Origin of the sequence: Streptomyces sp. NPDC059454, assembly GCF_042749965.1 — a bacterium.
Taxonomy (GTDB): Bacteria; Actinomycetota; Actinomycetes; order Streptomycetales; family Streptomycetaceae; genus Streptomyces.
Genome location: NZ_JBHYVC010000048.1, coordinates 28,856 through 46,217, shown reverse-complemented (window position 1 = coordinate 46,217; position 17,362 = coordinate 28,856). Strand labels below are relative to the sequence as shown.

The window sequence follows — 17,362 nt, the reverse complement described above, 5'->3', positions numbered from 1 at the left end:
AATGGCCCGCGCCGTTCCACGTCCGCGCTCCCTGCTCCACCGGCGTCCGCGACCGTCCGGGCGCGGCACCGCGGAGGACGGTCCGGAGCGGCGCCCGCTGCCGTTGTTCCCGCGGTTGCTGGCGATGCTGTGCGCCTTCGTGTTCATGGTCGCCTTCGCCGCGGTGCTGGCCCGGCTCACCCTGTACCCCTCCCCCGCCTCGGAGGCGCTGACCCACACCAATCTGCATCCGGGCCGCTCGCTGCGGGCCTATCTGGACCAGCCCGCGCTGCGTGACGCCGTGCGTCAGATCGGCGGCAACATCCTGCTCGGCGTGCCCTTCGGGGTGCTCGCCCCGGTCGTCGCACCGCGCACGCGCGGGTTCCTGCGGGTGCTGGTGCTGACGGCCGTCGTGATGCTGCTGGTGGAGTTCGCGCAGGGCGCCCTGGTGACCGGACGCGCCTTCGACATCGACGACGTCATCCTGAACACCGGCGGGGCGCTGCTCGGTTACCTGCTCGTGGGCCGCCGGCTGAGCCGGGCCGTGCACGCGCGCCGCCCGAAGGCCTGACCCACGGGGCGTCGTCCGGGGGTCAGTGCCGCTCGTGCGTGCGGGGGGCCCCGCGCAGGGTCCAGGTGAACTTGTCGCCGCCCACCCAGCGGACCACGTCCGGGTCGTCCAGGTCGTGGACCGTGATCCCGAACGCGGCGGCGGCGTGCAGCACGTCGGTGACGGTCTTCGCCTCGCCGACCACCTGTCCGTCGATCTCCACGATCCGGAACGGTGGGGTCCCGGGCTGTACCCCGAGCACCATGATCCGCGGATGCGACATGTACGGGCTCGCGCTTTCGGTCATGCATCGAGGGTAGAGCGCAAACGGCGCGAACGCGGCGTGCGGGAGCGCCCTCGTTCAGGGCCGCCGCCAGTCGTCGCCCGTCAGGTGGGACCCGGCCTGGGGACCCATCCGGAGCATTCCGCCGTCCACGCTCCAGGAGGCACCGGTGACGTACGAGGCGTCCGGTCCGGCGAGGAAGGCGATGACCGCGGCGACCTCACGGGCGTCGCCGGGCCGTCCGAGAGGGACGCCGGGGCGGCTCCCGGTGTGCGGGGCGGTGTCCTCCTGGCCGGTCATGGGCGTGGCGATCTCGCCGGGGGCGACCGCGTTGACGGTGATGCCATACTCGGCCAGTTCCAGTGCCATCACCTGGGTGAGCAGCCCGAGGCCGCCCTTGGCGGCGCAGTACGGCGCGGCGCCCACGCGGGGCTGGTGCTCGTGCACGGACGTCACGTTGACGATGCGGCCCCCGTCGCCCTGCCGGATCATATGCCGCGCCGCCCTCTGTCCGCACAGGAACGGGCCGATCAGATCGACGTCGAGGACCTCGCGGACCTTCGGGAGCTCCAGGTCCAGGAAGGGCGTCATCGTGCCCGTGCCGGCGTTGTTGACCAGCACGTCGACGCGGCCCAGACGGTCGCACAGCTCGTCGACGGTGTCCGCGGCGGCGGGCAGCCGGGTGAGGTCCAGGGGCGCCGTCTCGGCCCGCCGCCCGTGCGTCCGGCACTCCCGCGCCGTATCCTCGGCGCCCTCGCGGTCGCTGTGCCAGGTGATGCCCACGTCCATGCCCGCGGCGGCCAGGCGTACGGCGGTGGCCCGGCCGATCCCGGAGTCCGCGCCGGTGACCACGGCGACCCTGCTGCTCGGGGTGGTGGGGACGGACATGCGGGCCTCCTGGTCGGCGACGGCGGGTGCGAGGCATCGCAGTACCCCGGCACGTGCGGGGCCAACCCCCGCGTCCGCCGTCCGGCCGTACCGCGGCTCCGCGCGCTCCCTGAGCCGGGCGGAGCCGCTGTTCGCCGCGGACGAGGCGTGCGTGGTGGGCGCGGAGACCGGCACCGCCCCGGGGATCAGCGACGGAAGGTGCCCTCCGGAGTGACGGGCGGCCGAGGTGGTACCCGTACCGCCCCCGAGGAAGGACCGCACATGGGACGGGCAGCCGTGTTCGACGTCGACGGCACTCTGGTCGACACCAACCACCTGCATGTGACGGCCTGGTGGGAGGCCTTCCGGCAGGCGGGCCACCGGGTGCCGATGCACGCCGTCCACCGGGCCGTGGGGCTGCCCTCCTCCGGCCTGGTCGCCCATCTGCTGGGCGAGGACCGGGACACCCGCCGCGACGACGAGCTGAGCGCGGCGCACAAGGCGCTGTACGGGCAGTACTTCGACCGGCTGCCCGCGCTGCCGGACGCCGGCCGGCTGCTGGAGCGGCTGCACCGGGACGGCTGGACCGTGGTGCTCGCCACCTCGGCGGACGGCGCCGAGCTGAGCGCGCTGCGCCGGGCGATCGACGCGGACGAGGCGATCTCCGCGACGGCGAGCGCCGACGACGTGGCGGAGGGCAAGCCCGCGCCGGAGCCGGTCGAGCACGCCCTGGAGCTGGCCGGGGTGCCCGCGGAGCGGGCGGTGTTCGTCGGGGACACGGTGTGGGACATGCGGGCGGGCAGCCGTGCCGGGGTGCGCCGCGTGGGCGTGCTGTGCGGCGGCATCCCGCGCGCCGACCTGGAGGAGGCCGGCGCGGAGGCGGTCTACGACGACCCGGCGCACCTCCTGGCGTCGCTGTCGGACGGTCCCCTGGCATGAGATCCCCCGTGGCCGGGATACCCGCAGGACATGACGTGTGTGCGGGAAGAGATCGAGCAGGGTGACGCCGTGGGACGGACGGCTCCGGTGGCGCGGGTGCGGGAGGCCGTGCGGTGGGAGGTGAGGTCCGTCGGCCGGGCGGCGCGGGCCGCGTGGCGGGGGCCCGGGCGGGAGCGGGACCTGCTCGTCCAGTCGCTGAAGGCCGCCGCTGCGGCGCTGCTGGCCTGGCTGCTGGCGCAGGTGTGGCTCGGCGACCCGATGGCCCTGATGGCGCCCTGGGTGGCGCTGGTCCTGGTGCAGGCCACCGTCTACAGCTCGCTGGTGCAGGGGGCGCGGCAGTTCACGGCGATCTGCGTGGGAGCCCTCGTGGCCTCGGGGGCGCAGGCGGTCACCGGCGACACCACGGGCGCCCTGGCACTGTCCGTGCCGGTGCTGGTGCTGCTGTCGAACTGGCCGCGCTTCGGTGACCAGGGCATCTACGCCGCCACCACGGCCGTGTTCACGATCGCCACGGGAACGGTGAGCGCGGTCGCCGTCGGGCACCGGCTGGGGCAGGCGGCGCTCGGCGCGGTCATCGGCATCGCCGTCAACGCGCTGGTCCTGCCGCCGATCCATCTGCGGGACGTACGGGAGAACCTGGCGGCGCTCGCCCGCGAGGCGGGGGACGTGCTGCACGCCGTCGCCGGGGATCTGCGCGGGGGCGAGTGGGACGCGCAGACCGCCGCGGGCCGGCTCGACGCCGCGGCGCGGCTGCAGGGCCGTCTGGAGGCGCTGCGCTCGGCCCGCGGCTGGAGCAGGGAGAGCCTGCGGCTGACCTCGGGCGTCCTGCGCGCCCTGCACCGGGCGCCGACGGCGGCGCTGCCGCCGGAGGACGAGGACGAGCGGTTCGGCCGCGTCACCGGGCATGTCACGGCGCTGACCCGCACGCTCGCGGTGGCCGCCGACGAGGACCGCACGCCCGCCGCGCCGGACGCCGCGGTGCTGGGCTGCTACGCGGAGCTGCTGGAGCTGATCGGCGACGTCTGCCGCACGGAGGCCGACCGGCTGCTGGACGGCGGCACGCGCGAGGACCCCCTCCTGGACGGGCGGACCGAGGAGGTGATGCGGGACCTGCACGGAAAGCTCCAGCACGGGCTGCGCGAACAGGCCGGACAGGGCGCCGCGCGGACGGCCGTCCTGGGCACGCTGGTGCTCCAGGCCGAGAACCTCTGGGCCGAACTCGACGGCGGTGCCCGGGGCCGGTGACACATGTCACGCCCACGAGCGGCCGGACGCGGAACACCCGGAGGCGGTTCTCCGTTGAACCGGTCGTGGGTGCGGACGGGACAGTGTCCCCGGGCCTCACCATTCGCCCACAGGGACGATCGTTCGGCTGAAGCCCTGTGGAGCCTTTCGCCGAGAGGCGACCGCCGTCCGTGCCCACCACCGAGCCGCCCCGGCCGTGATTCCCCCGTCGCGGTCGGGGCTTTCCCCTTTCCGGGCCGGCAGGTGAGCGCACCGGAGCCGGGGACGGGGCGGCCGGCCGGCCTGTGGGAACTCCCGGCCCGCCCGACGGGCGTGAACGCTCTCGCCCCGGGGGTACTCGGCCGGCCCGCGGGGCAGTCGGCCGAGAGGAGCGGGAAGGTGAGCAGCGCAACGGGCACGAGGGTCGTCGTCACGGGCGCCACCGGCAATGTCGGGACCAGCGTGGTGCGGGTCCTCTCGCAGGAACCGGAGGTCGGCTCCGTACGGGGCCTGGCACGGCGGATCCCCGACCTGTCGCCGCCGAAGACCGAGTGGTCGGCGGTGGACCTGGCCTCGGACCGGTCCGATCTCGTCGGGGAGTTCACCGGCGCGGACGCGGTGATCCATCTGGCGTGGGCGTTCCAGCCGACGCACGACCCGGCGACCACCTGGCGCACCAATGTGCTCGGCAGCATGCGGGTGTTCGACGCGGTGGCCGAGGCGGGGGTGCCGGCGCTGGTGCACGCCTCGTCGGTCGGGGCGTACTCGCCGGGCCCGAAGGACCACGCGGTGGACGAGTCGTGGCCGACGCACGGCTGGCCGGACGCCGCGTACTGCCGGGAGAAGGCGTACCTGGAGCGGGCCCTGGACACGTTCGAGCGTGATCATCCGGGGACGCGGGTGGTACGGATGCGGCCCGCGTTCCTCTTCAAGCGGGAGTCGGGGAGCGAGCAGCGGCGTATCTTCGGCGGCCGTTTCCTGCCGGGTCAGCTGGCGCGGCCCGATCTGCTGCCCGTCCTCCCGGACATTCCGGGGCTGCGGGTGCAGGCGCTGCACACCGACGACGCGGCCCACGCCTACCGGCTGGCCGTGCTGTCCGCCGGGGCGCGGGGTGCCTTCAATCTCGCCGCGGAGCCGACGGTCGACGCCGGGCTGCTCGGGGAGATGCTCGGGACGCGCCGGGTGCGGCTGCCGCGTACCGCCGCCCGCTCGGCGGTCGCCGCCGCCTGGGGACTGCGTCTGCTGCCCGCCTCGCCGCATCTGTTCGACGCCGTGCTGAGGCTGCCGCTGATGGACTGCACGCGTGCGCGCGTGGAGCTCGGCTGGCGGCCGGAACACACGGCGACGCAGGTGATGGAGGAGTTCCTGCTGGGCATGCAGCAGGGCGCCGGGGAGGACACGGAACCGATGCGGGGCCGCAAGGTCGGTTGAGCACCGGGTTTCACCGGTCGTCGCGGAGGTACCCGCGAGGGCTCGCGCACGAACGAAGGGAGAGCGCCGTGACCGACCACCGCCTCGAAGGACCCGGTGAGAACGGCGCCGGTGTCCCCCGCGACCTGCCGGACCAGCAGGCCGGCGCCGGCGAGGACCCCTGGGAAGTCGCCCCGGGCGCCGTGGAACGGGAGAGCGAGGACAAGGCCGACGATCCACAGGAGCCGGACTCCGGCGAGACCGGTTTTGACGTCCCCGACACGGACGAGGCCGGCACGGGCCGGCAGGGCGCCCCGCACTCGGCGTCCGGCAACCCGCAGCAGCCGGTACCGGACGAATCCTCCGCGTGACCGGCCTGCGCGGACGGGCCCGGTGACTGTCCTCCGGCTCGGGGCGGGCCCCGTCGGCGGCGCCTTCCGGCCGGCCCGCGCGAACGCTCCTGGGAGTGTCCGGCCAATGAGCGCGGGAGAAGGAGCGGCGTCCGGTGCGTGCGATCGCAAGGCGCCGGAGCGTCCTCGTGGCGTAGCCACGTGGACGTTTCGGCAACGCGGCCGGGGTCCCCCTTCTGAGGGAGTGCGTACCGGACGCCACGACGCCGTGGACATCGGTCGGCCCCCCTAGCGCGGGGTGCGTTCCTGGAGGGCCGTGTGCCAGGCGGGGGGCGGGGACTGCGGGTCCGGGTCGGGGCGGCGGCCGCCGCGGGCGAAGAAGTCGGCGAGCGGCAGGATCGCGGCGCCGACGGTGACCGCGTCGGGGCCGAGCCGGCCCAGTTCGATCGTCACCTTCCCGGCCGGGTGCCGCAGCGCGTACGACAGGGCGTGCCGGTGCACGGACGGCAGGAAGCGGGAGCCGAGCTGGAGGCCGGCCCAGCCGCCCATGAGGATGCGCTCGGGCTGGAAGAGGTTGATCAGGTCGGACAGGCCCGCGCCGAGGTACTCGGCGGTCTCCTCCAGCACGGCGAGCGCGACGGGGTCGGGGGCGCCGTCGTCGGCCGGGTAGGCGGCGGCGAGCATCGCCGTCAGCGCCGTCTCCTCGTCCGTGCCCTCGGGTACCCGGCCGCCCTCCTCGCGCCACCGGGCGAGCAGCGACTCGGCGCCCGCGTACGCTTCCAGGCAGCCGAGCGCGCCGCAGCGGCAGCGGCGTCCCCTGACCCGTACGGTCAGGTGCCCCCATTCGACCGCCCGGCCGTGTTCCACCTCGGGAGTGACCAGGCAGGCGCCGACGCCGGAGCCGAAGAGGACGACGAGGGCGTTGCGGGCGCCGCGTCCGGCGCCGAACCACATCTCGGCCTGGCCGAGGGTCTTGGCCCCGTTGTCGATGAAGTACGGCACCGTCTCGGGCAGCGGGGACCCGGCGCGGAGCAGGGACTCCAGGGGGATGGCGTCCCAGCCGATGGTCTGGCCGTGCACGACGGCGCCCCGGTCGGGGGTGTGCTCGACGATGCCGGGGACGCCGATGCCGACGCCGAGCAGCAGATCGGGGGCGAGGCCGGCGCCGTCGAGCACCTCGGCGATGCCGGAGCGGATGTGGTCGACGATGACCTCGACCTCGTAGCGCTGCTGTTCCAGCGGGCGCTGCGCGCGAGCGAGCTCGGTGAGGGTCAGGTCGAACAGTTCGACGCGGACCCTGGTCTCGCCCACGTCGACGCCGATCATGTGGCCGCTGGCCGGCGCCACCCGCAGCAGGGTGCGCGGACGGCCGCCGTCGGAGTCGACGCTGCCGGCCTCCTCCACGAGGCCGTCGGCGACCAGGTCCGCGACGACGTTGCTCACGGAGCCGGAGCTGAGTCCGGTCGCGGGGCCGAGCTCGAAGCGGCTCAGCGGGCCGTCGAAGTACAGCCGTTGCAGCACGGCCGTGCGGTTGGCCCGTCTGAGATCGCGCACCGTGCGCCCGTTCCGCCCCGCCATGTGGCTCCTTCCGAGACCCTGTCCGACCTGCAACATACCGTCGGGAACCGGCTGGGCGCGACTTTCCCACACCCTTATTTCATGATGTGAACTAACAGGAGTCACCGATCTCCGCCAGCGCGGACTCCAGTTCCGGAGCCACGGTGGCCTGAACCCGTCGTTCGTGCTCGTCCCCGGTCGCCCGCGGAATCGTCTCGGTGAGCATGATCAGGTAGAGGTAGGCACGGTAGAGGGCGAGGCGGACGCGGGCCGCCGCGCCGAAGGCGGCCCGGCCGCCGGCCTCCCCGTATCCGGCGAGGAACGCCCGGTCCGTCCTGATGTCGCCGAGCAGGGCGAGGGAGACGAAATCGGCGAGCGGGTCGCCCCAGAACATGCGTTCCCCGTCGACGAGCCCGCCGATCCGGGCCTTCCCCGCCGCCGGGCGCTCCACCAGGATGTTGCCCGGCCACAGGTCGAAATGGACGAGAGCCGGCACGGTGACCTCGTCGAGCGCCCCGGCGGCGGTACGGATCACGGCGGCCACCTCGTCGACGGGCCGCGGCAGCCGGGCGCCGTAGTCGCGGGCGTCGGTGAGCACGGCGTCGGTCATCGCGGTGAACGCGGTCCGCCAGTCGGGGGCGAGCGGACCGAGGGCGCCGGACGGATAGCCGAACCCCGGTCCGGTCACCCGGTGCAGCCGCGCCACCTGACGGCCGAGCTCCGTACGCAGCTCCGCCCGCTCCCCGTCGGCCGGCTCCGCTTCCGTCCAGGGCTCCCCCGGACAGGCGGTCATCAGCAGGTACGGTACGGAGGTGTCACCGCCGACGGACACGGCGCGCGGAGCGGGTACGCCGGCCTCGGCGGCCCCGGCGCAGAACTCCGCCTCGGAGACGAGCAGGCGCCGCTCGTGCCGGAGGCCCGGGGCGGCGGGCGGGACCTTGAGCACATAGCGGCCGCCGTCGGCGAGGAGGAGCTCCTCGACGGTGTTGTAGGTGCCCCCGCTCAGCGGGCGCACCCCGGCGAGCGCGTCGGGCGGCAGCCCCGCCCCCGCGAGCACCCGGCGGGCCCGCTCCCAGGAGTCCCCCATCGTCCCCACCCCTTCCCTCGGCGAATGCGGTACAGCGTACGGAAAGTCCGGGGTGGGGCACGGCCCCGGTAAAAACCGCTGGCTCCCCCCGACGCCGGATATCTACCCTGGCCCAGAAACCTAGACCCCCTAGGTTTCGAAAGATCACGCCAGGAGACGCCCCCGTGAGAGCACTCACCGAACAGGACATCCGCAGTTCGTTCATCAACTGCTCGAAGGGGGAGGCCAAGCGGCTGGCCGTACCACGCGACCTGGGCGAACGCCCCTGGGACGACCTCGATTTCCTGGGCTGGCGCGATCCCGGCGCACCCGACCGCAGCTATCTCGTCACCGAGCGGGAGGACCGTCTCGTCGGGGTGGCCATGCGCTTCCAGCCGGCTCGGCGCGGCTTCCTGCACCGCAGCATGTGCTCCCTGTGCCTGACGACCCATCCGCGCGGCGGTGTCGCCCTGATGACCGCGCGCAAGGCGGGCCCGGCCGGCCGGGAGGGCAACTCGGTCGGCGCCTACATGTGCACCGACCTCGCCTGCTCCCTCTATCTGCGCGGCAGGAAGGTCCCGGAGACCGGTACCCGCTTCGAGGAGAGCCTCACCCCGGAGGAGCAGATCACCCGCACCCGGGGCAATCTGTTCGCCTTCCTCGACAAGCTGTAGACCCGGCCACCTGTCCCCCGGGGGACTGCCGTCGCAGGTGAACACGTTCGTTGCGTCCGGGGAGGGGGAACCGTCCGAGGATGCAAGTGGTACGTGAGATGACAGCGCCGGCCCTCGAGTTCGTCAAGCGGCACCGGGACCCGGTGACCGTGCAGATGGTGCGGTCGGCGGCCGCGGCGACGGTCGCCTACGTCATCGCGCTGCGGCTGAGTCCGGAGGCCGCCCCGCTCACCGCGCCGCTGACCGCTCTGCTCGTCGTCCAGGTCACCCTGTATTCCACGCTCACCACCGGGATGCGCAGGGTGAACTCCGTGGTGACCGGCGTCGTCGTGGCGATCCTCTTCAGCCTCCTGGTGGGTCTGACCTGGTGGAGCCTGGGCCTGCTCATCCTGGCGTCGCTGATCGTCGGCCATCTGGTGCGGGTGGACGAGTTCGTGCCCGAGGTGGCGATCAGCGCGATGCTGGTGCTCGGGGTGACCACGCACGGGGACACCGCCTGGGCCCGGATCGTGGAGACGCTGATCGGAGCGTTCGTCGGAATGGGGTTCAACCTCCTGCTCGCTCCACCGGTGTGGGTGGAGGAGGCCGGCGAGTCGATCGAGGAGCTGGCGCGCCGGGTGCGGCAGCTGATGCTGCGGATCGGCGAGGAGGCGGCGGGCCGTACGCCCCCGCACCGCGCGGCGGCCCGGCTGCACGAGGCCCGCCGCCTGGACCACGACATCACCGAGGTCGACGCGGACCTCCGGCAGGCGGAGGACAGCCTGCGGCTCAATCCGCGGGTGCGGGAGGGCCTGCTGCACCGGGTGGTGCTGCGGACCGGCCTCGACACACTGGAGATCTGCACGGTGGTGCTGCGGGTGCTGGCGCGCACGCTGACCGACCTGGCCAAGGAGCGCGATCCGGAGCGGCTGTTCGAGCCGGAGACGGGCGCCGCCTTCGAGGAACTGCTGTCCGAGATCGCGGACGCCGTGGTCAGCTTCGCGGTGCTGGTGACCACGAGCGTGAGCGCGAACGCCGAGTCGGCGGAGGAACGGCTCGCCTCCCAGCTGCGGCAGGCGGCCGCCACCCGCGACAAGCTGGCCCGGCTGCTCTTCGAGCAGGCCCGGCGCGACGCGCGCCAGTGGCAGTTGCTCGGCGCCGTGCTCACCGAGGTCAACCGCATCCTCGACGAGATGGACACCGAGCACCGCACGCGCCGGCTGTTCGAGGAGCTGGACCGGCACTCACAGGCGCAGCGCGAACGGCTGCCGCGGCTCACCCGGATGCGGGAGCGGCTGCGCCGGAACCCCCGTGGCGCCTCCCACCGTTCCAAGTGACGCACTCGGCCGGAGGCGCCCATGGGGCGGAGCTCTCCGCGTCACCCGTCGCCGTCCGTGCGCTGCCGCTGCAGCGCACGGGGGCAGGAGGCGGCGCTCGCCTGGGCGAGCAGCACGTGCATGCGCTCGGTGAGCTGGGAGACGTCGTCGGCGGGCGCGTGGAACGGCAGGCGCACGTCACCGTCCGTACGGAGGCGTTCGATGCGCAGGGTCAGGCCGTGCCGGTCGACGGCGAGCGGCTGGACGCGGACCGCTCCGTGCAGACTGCCGTGGTCCACCAGCCGGGTCAGCCGCTCGACCGCGTCGGCGTGGCAGTCGGCGAGGTGGGTCAGCAGCCGGGCCTCGGCGGTGGCGAGCCGGTCGGGCCGGGCCGCGGCGAACTCCTCGACGTCGACGACCAGGGCGCCGGACGGCTGCCGCAGCACCACACGCGTGGGCTGGAAGACGAGGTGCCCGTCCCGTACGGCGAACCAGCCGGCCAGCCACAGCCGGGCACGGATGCGATTGCGTACGGGGACGGGTGCCACGTCGGCGAACTCCAGCACGGCGGACGGCTCGCCGCGGGGCGCGCAGACCGCGGCGGCGAGCAGGGGACTGTCCTCGGGCACGTGCAGCATCACCCGTCCGTCGTCGGTCACGCCGTGCGCACCGACGAGCTCCTCCCGGGTGCCCTCCGCGGTCACCGCGCAGGACCATGCGGCGGCGAGCACCGAGCGGGCCCGCTGCGCCGCGCCGGGCGCGGCCGTCCAGCCGTGCGTGTCGTCAGCCATCCCCGAACCTCCTCTTAGGTAAGCCTTGCCTAACTTATCGAAGATCGGGGGGCACGCCAACCAGGTGGCGTGATCTTTGCGCGACCTTTCAGGGCGCGAGGACGCCCAGCAGGGCGCGTGCGCACAGGTCGCGCACCTGCTCACGGTCCGGTTCCGAGTCGCGCAGCCACTCCAGACAGACCGCCGTGGTGAAGGCCAGCCAGCCGCGCACGGCGAGCCGGGTGTCCGGCCGCGCCTCGAAGACGGGGCCGAACTCCGGGTCCCGGGCGAGCGCGGCCAGGATCTGCCGTTCCTGTGCGGCCAGGGCCCGCCGGTAGACCCGGCGCACCGCCCGGTCCCCCGCCGCCTCGGCACGGTGGAAGGCGCGGTAGCCGTGCGCATGGGCCTCGACGTACTCCAGGTACGCGTCGAGACCCGCCGTGAGCTGCTCGCGCACCGGGAGGCCGGGAACCGCCGCCGTCATGCGGAGCATCCGCTCGCTCTCCCGCTCCACCACCGCCGCGAAGAAGTCCCGCTTGGCCGGGAAGTAGTGGTAGAGCAGCCCTCGCGACACCCCGGCGATCTCGGCGACCTGCTCGATCCGCACGTCGTCGTAGGGGCTCTCCGAGAACAGCCGCGCGCCGACCGACAGAAGCTGTTCCCGGCGCTCCGCGGTGCTGAGCCGACGGCGTGTGCGCCCGCCCTGGTTCACGGCCATCCCCGCACTTTACTTGACGCCCGTTCAGCGGCCGGACCAGACTGAACCCGCCTTATTGAACTCGCGTACAACACGTCGCACGTGCGCGCCGGGTCGAAGGAGATCTCTTCATGGCGGAGACGACGACACCGGACGTACTGCCGAAGGGTTTCCGCAGCGCGGAGCACGGCTGGCCGGAACTGCACCGCATCCCCCACCCGCCGTACCGCCTGCCGCTGCTCGGCGACGTCCTCGGGGCGAGCAGGCGCACGCCCGTGCAGGACTCACTGAAGTACGCCCGCCGGCTGGGGCCGGTCTTCCGGCGGAACGCGTTCGGCAGGGAGTTCGTGTTCACCTGGGGTGCCGGGTTGGTGGCGGATCTGGCCGACGAGTCGCGGTTCGCCAAGCATGTCGGGCTGGGCATCGCCAATCTGCGGCCGGTCGCGGGTGACGGGCTGTTCACCGCGTACAACCACGAGCCCAACTGGCAACTGGCGCACGACGTGCTGGCCCCCGGGTTCGGCCGGGAGGCCATGGCCGGTTACCACCCGATGATGCTGGCCGTGGCGGAGCGGCTGACGGAGCACTGGGACCGTGCGGCGGCCGGGGGCCGGCCGGTGGACGTGCCCGGGGACATGACCAAGCTGACGCTGGAGACGATCGCGCGGACCGGGTTCGGGCACGACTTCGGGTCCTTCGAGCGGTCCCGTCCGCATCCGTTCGTCACGGCGATGGTCGGGACGCTCGCCCACGCCCAGCGGCAGAACAGCGTCCCCGTGCCGCTGAGCCCGCTGCTGCTGCGCCGGGCGGGCCGACGGAACACCGCCGACATCGCGCGTCTCAACCGCATCGTCGACGAGGTGGTCCGGGTCCGGCGGGCGGGAGGCGGCGGGGGCGGGGACCTGCTGGACCGGATGCTGGAGACCGCGCACCCGAAGACCGGGGAGCGGCTGTCGCCGGAGAACGTCCGCCGACAGGTGATCACGTTCCTGGTCGCCGGTCACGAGACCACGTCGGGGGCGCTGTCGTTCGCGCTGCACCACCTCTCCCGGCATCCCGGTGTCGCGGACCGTGCCCGTGCCGAGGTGGAGCGCGTCTGGGGCGACGCGGCGGCGCCCGGCTACGAGCAGGTGGCCAAGCTGCGGTACGTCCGCCGGGTGCTCGACGAGTCGCTGCGGCTGTGGCCGACGGCGCCGGCCTTCGCCCGGGAGGCACGGGTGGACACGGTGCTGGGCGGGTCGCATCCGATGCGGCGTGGTGCCTGGACGCTGGTGCTGACGCCGATGCTGCACCGGGACCCCGAGGTGTGGGGTGCGGACGCGGAGCGGTTCGATCCGGATCGTTTTGACGCGCGGGCGGTGCGGTCCCGCCCGCCGCATGTGTTCAAGCCCTTCGGGACGGGGGCTCGGGCGTGCATCGGGCGGCAGTTCGCGCTGCACGAGGCGACTCTCGTACTCGCCCTGCTCCTGCGCCGCTACGACCTGCGTCCCGACCCCGGCTACCGCCTGCGCGTGACCGAGCGGCTGACGCTGATGCCGGAGGGGTTGCGGCTGTGGCCGGAACGCCGGACCGCGGCGCGGGTTCAGGCGGGGCCCGGGTCCGCCTGAGGCGCGTCGGTGCGGGGCGGGGGTGGGTCGCGCGGCCCGGCGCGTGCGGGGTGCCTCCCCCACTCCCGGCTTCGCTCGAGCGGGGGACCCCCATGAGCGGGAGGGCACACCCCACCGCCCACCCGTGCCGCCCTGGGGCGCCTCCCAGGCCCTCGAGGTACCGGGGAAGGCACGACTGCCCGCGGTTTCGGGGGTCAGTCCTTCGGGAGCTCCAGGTGAGCGAGGCGGTCCGGGTCGGCCAGGATGTACATGCCAGTGATGTGGTGGCCGGTGATGGTGACGGACATGACCGACCGGATGCGGCCGTCCACCACGCTGAGCAGGCCCAGCGCTTCGTTGACCAGGACCATCCGGGCCGCCGCGGTGTAGCGGGCGAACATCATCGCCGACTCGGCCACCGGCTTCGCGCCACGGAGGGTGTTCGACCCCGCCACGCCGCGGACCAGCGCACCCGCGTCCGCCCGCAGCACCACGTCCGGGTGCAGGACGGCGACCAGCGCCTCGAAGTCACCGCCGCGCGCGGCGGCCATGAACGCCTCGAGCACCTGCTTCTGCCGGCCGAGGTCGGGCTCGGAGGAAGGGGTCGCGTCCCGTACCCGGCGACGGGCCCGGCTGGCGAGCTGCCGGGTCGCGGCCGAGCTGCGCTCCACGACCGGGGCGATGTCGTCGAACGGCACGGCGAACATGTCGTGCAGGACGAACGCCAGCCGCTCGTCGGGCTCCAGCGTCTCCAGCACCACCAGCATCGCCACGCCCACCGAGTCGGCGTGCAGCGCCTCCTGTTCCGGGTCCGCCTGGAAGAGGGGCCTGATCACCGGGTCCGGGACGAACGTCTCGTCCATCGGCTGCTCGCGGCGCGCGGTGCGCGAACGCAGCAGATCCAGGCAGATCCGGCCGGTCACGGTGGTCAGCCAGCCACCGAGGTTGCCGATGTCGCCGGTGTCGGTGCGGCCCAGCCTCAGCCAGGCCTCCTGGACGGCGTCCTCCGCCTCGGTCAGCGAGCCGAGCATGCGGTAGGCGACCGCCTCGAGATGCCCGCGGTGCTCCTCGAAGCGCTCCGCCAGCAGTTCCTTGTCGTCGTCCACGGGGCTCACCGGGGGAACAGCTCGAAGGCGACCGCGGGCCGGTCCCCGAACCGCTTCCCCGTGTCCTCGGCGAAACCGGTCAGCAGACCGCGGGCGTACGCCTCCGGGTCCTCGTCGGTCAACGCCTCGATGTAGGTCCGGTGCTCGAGCAGCGACGCGACCGCACGCTCCAGCCCGTCCGTCGCGTCCACCGCGTGGGTGGGGCTGCCGGAACCGGCGACCGCCACCCAGCGGACCCCGTTCCAGGGTTCGAGGCCCCGCTCGGTCAGCTCCGGGAAGATCCACCGGTTGCCGGCGTCACCGGCCGCGTCGAGCGTGGCCCGCCCGACGGCCACGTGGTCCGGGGTGTTCCAGTGGGCGCCGCCCCAGGTGTCCCGGTGGTTCAGGGTGATCACCAGCTCGGGCCGGTACCGGCGGATCGCGGCGGCGATGTCCCGGCGCAGCGCGGGACCGTACTCGACGACCCCGTCCGCGTGGCCGAGGAAGCCGACCTCCGACACACCGACCACGGCCGCGCTCGCCCGCTGCTCCCGCTCCCTGAGCGGACCGCACTCCGCCGGCTCCAGGGTGTCGATGCCCGCCTCGCCGCGGGTCGCCAGGACGTAGGAGACCTCACGACCGGCGTCGGTCCAGGACGCGATCGCCGCCGCACAGCCGTACTCGAGGTCGTCCGGGTGGGCCACCACGGCCAGGGCACGCCGCCAATCGCCGGGCATGGGCTGGAGTTGACTGGTCGTCGGCTCGGTCATGCCCGCAGACTAACCCGCCGCACCGACATCCCACCGGGCCCCGCTCACACCTCGTCGCGCGCCAGGGCGAGCAGCCGGTCCAGGACGCGGGGACCGCCGGCCCGGACACCGTCGTGCTCGAACTCGTCGGTGACCCAGGTGCGCAGGCCGCGGATCGCCCGGGCCGTCCGAAGGGAGTGGGCGGTGTCGACGTACATGTCGTCGTGGTAGACGGCCGCCGCGACCGGGACCTCGTTGACGGCGAGACGTGCCGGATCGTACAGCGGCGTCCAGTCGGTGCGCGCGGCGAGCAGTTCGGCGGTCTCGCGCAGCGGGCGCAGCGCGGGGTCGCAGTCGAACATCCAGGGGTGGATGGTCTCTCCGGTGAACAGCAGCGGCTCGTCGCCGGCGAGCGTCTTGGCCGCGTCGAACCGCGGGAACTCGGCCCGCACGCGTTCGGCGGACCAGGCGGTGGGCCGGGCGTCCTGACCGTAGATCGCCTCGTGGATCAGTGCGTACAGCGGGTGTCCGGCGTACGACAGCAGGCCCTGCGCCTGCTCCTGGAAGGCGTCGGAGAGTTCGGGGCCGCCCGGGGCGCGGACGAAGGCGTCCTCCAGGAGGTGGTGCAGCCGGTGGCTGCCCTCGCCGCTGCCGAGCATCCGGCCGAGCGACTGGAACGCCTCGACGGTGAACCGGTAGCCGTTCGGCAGGACGACCTCGTGGGTCAGGAGGTGGTCGGCGATGCGGCGGGCGCGTTCGACGTCCTGCGGGTAGCGGGCGTAGTGCGCGGCGACCTTGCGTTCGACACGCGGGTAGGCGGCCCGGTAGACGTCGTCGGCGTGGGCGTCGAGGGAGGGCAGACCGCCGGTGACGAGGGCGGTCTCCACGCCTTCGGGGGCCGTGGACAGATAGGCGACGGCGCAGAAACCGCCGAAGCTCTGGCCGAGCACGGTCCAGGGGGCGCCGCCGGTCACCTCGGGGCGGATGGCCTCGCAGTCCCGCACGATCGAGTCGGCGCGGAAGAGGGTGAGGTGGCCGGCCTGTGCGGCGGGGCCGCCGCGCAGCGGGAGCGTCTGCCGGTTGGCGGGGGTGGAGTGCCCGGTGCCGCGCTGGTCGAGGAGGAGGACGCGGTGGTCCTCCAGGGCACGGCCGAGCCATGCCTCCTTCCCGACGAAACGGTTCGCCCCGAAACCGGGGCCGCCCTGGAGGTAGAGCAGCCAGGGCAGGTCCCGGCCGGCCTTGTCACCGGCGACGACCTCACGCGCGTACAGCTCGATCGTCTCCCCCGAGGGGTCGTCGTGATCGAGGGGCACGGTGAACCGGCGGTCGGTGAGGACCACGCCGGGCTGGCGGTAGCTGACGGTCAACGGGACTCCCGGGACGAACGGATTGTCGGACCGTGACCCAGTTCAGCACATGTCCGTCCGGCCAACGAGCCCGGGATCATGGAATTATTGCTGAACGTCCGTCAGCGGGCCGCCAGGCTGGAGCGCCGGACCACCAGTTCCGGGCGGAGGACGACCCGGCGGTGTTCATGGGACTTCTCGGTGCTGCCGCCCTCGGTCTCCTCCAGCAGCAGCTCGGCCGCCAGGGCTCCCATGGTGACCGCGGGCTGCCGCACCGAGGTCAGCGGTACGGCGGCCGCGGCGGCGAACTCGATGTCGTCGTAGCCGACGATCGCGAGGTCGTCGGGGACGCCGACGCCGGCCGCGTACATCGCCTGGAGCACGCCGAGGGCGAGCAGGTCGTTGGCGCAGAAGACGGCGGTGGGCCGGTCGGCGAGTCCGAGGAGACGGGCGCCCGCGTCGCGTCCGGCGGCGACGTCGAGCCGCTCGGTGGGCAGTTCGCGCAGGCGGTCGGGGCCCAGTCCGGCCTCGGCGAGGGCGTTCAGGGCACCGGTGCGGCGGTCCCGGACCTGGTTCAGTCCGGGCGGGCCGCAGACGTACGCGATGGAACGGTGCCCGGCGTCGACGAGGTGCCGCACGGCCAGCGCGCCGCCCGCCACGTCGTCCACGGAGACGGAGCACTCGGTGGTGCCCTCGGCGACCCGGTCGACCAGCACGAAGGGGATGCCGTGCCGGCGGAACGCCTCGATGTTGCGGCCGGTGGCGTCCGCCGGGGTGAGCAGTACGCCCCGCACCCGCTGTTCGGCGAAGAGGGAGAGGTACTCGGCCTCCTCGCCCGGGTTCTGGGCGCTGTTGCAGACCATCACGCCGAGCCCGGCCTCGGGGGGGGGGCCGGGGGGGCCCCCGCCCCCCGCGGACACAAAACCGGTTACCCA

Annotated in this window: 18 protein-coding genes; 8 read left to right on the top strand and 10 right to left on the bottom strand. The window is 73.8% G+C overall.

Annotated features, from left to right (window positions below; all coding sequences use genetic code 11):
• Nucleotide 1: 1 nt before the first annotated feature.
• On the top strand, nucleotides 2-550 hold the full coding sequence (locus ACFXAE_RS26600; RefSeq protein ID WP_384719232.1) for a VanZ family protein: 549 nt from the start codon (nucleotides 2-4) through the stop codon (nucleotides 548-550).
• A 22-nt stretch (nucleotides 551-572) separates the two neighbouring features.
• On the opposite strand, the gene ACFXAE_RS26595 is transcribed toward ACFXAE_RS26600, so the two are convergent.
• Both ACFXAE_RS26595 and ACFXAE_RS26590 read right to left on the bottom strand, forming a co-directional pair.
• Nucleotides 573-836 (bottom strand): hypothetical protein, encoded by a 264-nt coding sequence (locus tag ACFXAE_RS26595; RefSeq protein ID WP_384719230.1) that lies wholly within the window; start codon nucleotides 834-836, stop codon nucleotides 573-575.
• Between the two features lie 54 nt (nucleotides 837-890).
• Nucleotides 891-1,700: an SDR family oxidoreductase gene (locus ACFXAE_RS26590; protein ID WP_384719228.1), complete on the bottom strand. Its 810-nt coding sequence runs from the start codon at nucleotides 1,698-1,700 to the stop codon at nucleotides 891-893.
• Nucleotides 1,701-1,961: 261 nt separating this feature from the next.
• On the opposite strand from ACFXAE_RS26590, the gene ACFXAE_RS26585 reads away from it, so the two are divergent.
• From ACFXAE_RS26585 to ACFXAE_RS26570, 4 genes are all read left to right on the top strand, one after another.
• Nucleotides 1,962-2,618 carry an HAD family hydrolase gene (locus ACFXAE_RS26585; protein ID WP_384719227.1) on the top strand — a complete coding sequence of 219 codons (657 nt, stop codon included), beginning with the start codon at nucleotides 1,962-1,964 and terminating at the stop codon, nucleotides 2,616-2,618.
• Between the two features lie 30 nt (nucleotides 2,619-2,648).
• A complete protein-coding gene (locus tag ACFXAE_RS26580; RefSeq protein ID WP_384719225.1) occupies nucleotides 2,649-3,863 on the top strand; it encodes an aromatic acid exporter family protein in 1,215 nt (404 codons plus the stop codon).
• A 378-nt stretch (nucleotides 3,864-4,241) separates the two neighbouring features.
• A complete protein-coding gene (locus ACFXAE_RS26575) occupies nucleotides 4,242-5,273 on the top strand; it encodes an SDR family oxidoreductase (protein WP_384719223.1) in 1,032 nt (343 codons plus the stop codon).
• A 68-nt stretch (nucleotides 5,274-5,341) separates the two neighbouring features.
• The gene (locus ACFXAE_RS26570) at nucleotides 5,342-5,623 is read left to right on the top strand and encodes a hypothetical protein (protein WP_384719221.1); all 282 of its coding nucleotides are present in this window, start codon (nucleotides 5,342-5,344) and stop codon (nucleotides 5,621-5,623) included.
• 267 nt (nucleotides 5,624-5,890) lie between these two features.
• Here ACFXAE_RS26570 and ACFXAE_RS26565 read toward each other — a convergent pair whose 3' ends face one another.
• Entirely contained in the window at nucleotides 5,891-7,180 is a 1,290-nt protein-coding gene (locus tag ACFXAE_RS26565; protein WP_384719219.1) for an ROK family protein, read from the bottom strand.
• Between the two features lie 91 nt (nucleotides 7,181-7,271).
• Complete coding sequence (locus ACFXAE_RS26560; protein WP_384719217.1) at nucleotides 7,272-8,246, bottom strand: phosphotransferase family protein; 975 nt, start codon at nucleotides 8,244-8,246, stop codon at nucleotides 7,272-7,274.
• 164 nt (nucleotides 8,247-8,410) lie between these two features.
• Here ACFXAE_RS26560 and ACFXAE_RS26555 point away from each other — a divergent pair, with 164 nt between their 5' ends.
• Together ACFXAE_RS26555 and ACFXAE_RS26550 are read left to right on the top strand one after the other, a co-directional pair.
• Nucleotides 8,411-8,899, top strand: a complete 489-nt coding sequence (locus tag ACFXAE_RS26555; RefSeq protein WP_384719215.1) for an FBP domain-containing protein — start codon at nucleotides 8,411-8,413, stop codon at nucleotides 8,897-8,899.
• Between the two features lie 80 nt (nucleotides 8,900-8,979).
• Nucleotides 8,980-10,215: an aromatic acid exporter family protein gene (locus ACFXAE_RS26550; protein WP_384719213.1), complete on the top strand. Its 1,236-nt coding sequence runs from the start codon at nucleotides 8,980-8,982 to the stop codon at nucleotides 10,213-10,215.
• Between the two features lie 41 nt (nucleotides 10,216-10,256).
• On the opposite strand, the gene ACFXAE_RS26545 is transcribed toward ACFXAE_RS26550, so the two are convergent.
• Together ACFXAE_RS26545 and ACFXAE_RS26540 are read right to left on the bottom strand one after the other, a co-directional pair.
• The gene (locus ACFXAE_RS26545) at nucleotides 10,257-10,985 is read right to left on the bottom strand and encodes a DUF2470 domain-containing protein (RefSeq protein WP_384719211.1); all 729 of its coding nucleotides are present in this window, start codon (nucleotides 10,983-10,985) and stop codon (nucleotides 10,257-10,259) included.
• An 88-nt stretch (nucleotides 10,986-11,073) separates the two neighbouring features.
• Nucleotides 11,074-11,682 carry a TetR/AcrR family transcriptional regulator gene (locus ACFXAE_RS26540; protein WP_384719209.1) on the bottom strand — a complete coding sequence of 203 codons (609 nt, stop codon included), beginning with the start codon at nucleotides 11,680-11,682 and terminating at the stop codon, nucleotides 11,074-11,076.
• Between the two features lie 110 nt (nucleotides 11,683-11,792).
• Between ACFXAE_RS26540 and ACFXAE_RS26535 the strand changes: the two genes are divergently transcribed.
• Nucleotides 11,793-13,268 (top strand): cytochrome P450, encoded by a 1,476-nt coding sequence (locus tag ACFXAE_RS26535; protein ID WP_384719207.1) that lies wholly within the window; start codon nucleotides 11,793-11,795, stop codon nucleotides 13,266-13,268.
• 194 nt (nucleotides 13,269-13,462) lie between these two features.
• Here ACFXAE_RS26535 and ACFXAE_RS26530 read toward each other — a convergent pair whose 3' ends face one another.
• The 4 genes from ACFXAE_RS26530 to ACFXAE_RS26515 all read right to left on the bottom strand — a co-directional run.
• The gene (locus ACFXAE_RS26530) at nucleotides 13,463-14,362 is read right to left on the bottom strand and encodes a sigma-70 family RNA polymerase sigma factor (RefSeq protein WP_384719205.1); all 900 of its coding nucleotides are present in this window, start codon (nucleotides 14,360-14,362) and stop codon (nucleotides 13,463-13,465) included.
• On the bottom strand, nucleotides 14,359-15,102 hold the full coding sequence (locus tag ACFXAE_RS26525) for a PIG-L deacetylase family protein (RefSeq protein WP_384719203.1): 744 nt from the start codon (nucleotides 15,100-15,102) through the stop codon (nucleotides 14,359-14,361). The genes ACFXAE_RS26530 and ACFXAE_RS26525 overlap by 4 nt, the downstream gene beginning before the upstream one ends.
• A 44-nt stretch (nucleotides 15,103-15,146) precedes the next feature.
• Nucleotides 15,147-16,448 (bottom strand): alpha/beta fold hydrolase, encoded by a 1,302-nt coding sequence (locus tag ACFXAE_RS26520; protein ID WP_384719201.1) that lies wholly within the window; start codon nucleotides 16,446-16,448, stop codon nucleotides 15,147-15,149.
• Nucleotides 16,449-16,549: 101 nt separating this feature from the next.
• Nucleotides 16,550-17,362: substrate-binding domain-containing protein (locus tag ACFXAE_RS26515; protein WP_384719199.1), on the bottom strand; the 813-nt coding region annotated here is incomplete at its 5' end.

Bases quoted from the DNA above. Each gene is read 5' to 3' on its own strand.
- ACFXAE_RS26600 (WP_384719232.1), top strand. From the start codon at position 2: ATGGCCCGCGCCGTTCCACGTCCGCGCTCCCTGCTCCACCGGCGTCCG.
- ACFXAE_RS26595 (WP_384719230.1), bottom strand. From the start codon at position 836: ATGACCGAAAGCGCGAGCCCGTACATGTCGCATCCGCGGATCATGGTG.
- ACFXAE_RS26590 (WP_384719228.1), bottom strand. From the start codon at position 1,700: ATGTCCGTCCCCACCACCCCGAGCAGCAGGGTCGCCGTGGTCACCGGC.
- ACFXAE_RS26585 (WP_384719227.1), top strand. From the start codon at position 1,962: ATGGGACGGGCAGCCGTGTTCGACGTCGACGGCACTCTGGTCGACACC.
- ACFXAE_RS26580 (WP_384719225.1), top strand. From the start codon at position 2,649: ATGACGTGTGTGCGGGAAGAGATCGAGCAGGGTGACGCCGTGGGACGG.
- ACFXAE_RS26565 (WP_384719219.1), bottom strand. From the start codon at position 7,180: ATGGCGGGGCGGAACGGGCGCACGGTGCGCGATCTCAGACGGGCCAAC.
- ACFXAE_RS26560 (WP_384719217.1), bottom strand. From the start codon at position 8,246: ATGGGGGACTCCTGGGAGCGGGCCCGCCGGGTGCTCGCGGGGGCGGGG.
- ACFXAE_RS26550 (WP_384719213.1), top strand. From the start codon at position 8,980: ATGCAAGTGGTACGTGAGATGACAGCGCCGGCCCTCGAGTTCGTCAAG.
- ACFXAE_RS26545 (WP_384719211.1), bottom strand. From the start codon at position 10,985: ATGGCTGACGACACGCACGGCTGGACGGCCGCGCCCGGCGCGGCGCAG.
- ACFXAE_RS26540 (WP_384719209.1), bottom strand. From the start codon at position 11,682: ATGGCCGTGAACCAGGGCGGGCGCACACGCCGTCGGCTCAGCACCGCG.
- ACFXAE_RS26535 (WP_384719207.1), top strand. From the start codon at position 11,793: ATGGCGGAGACGACGACACCGGACGTACTGCCGAAGGGTTTCCGCAGC.
- ACFXAE_RS26525 (WP_384719203.1), bottom strand. From the start codon at position 15,102: ATGACCGAGCCGACGACCAGTCAACTCCAGCCCATGCCCGGCGATTGG.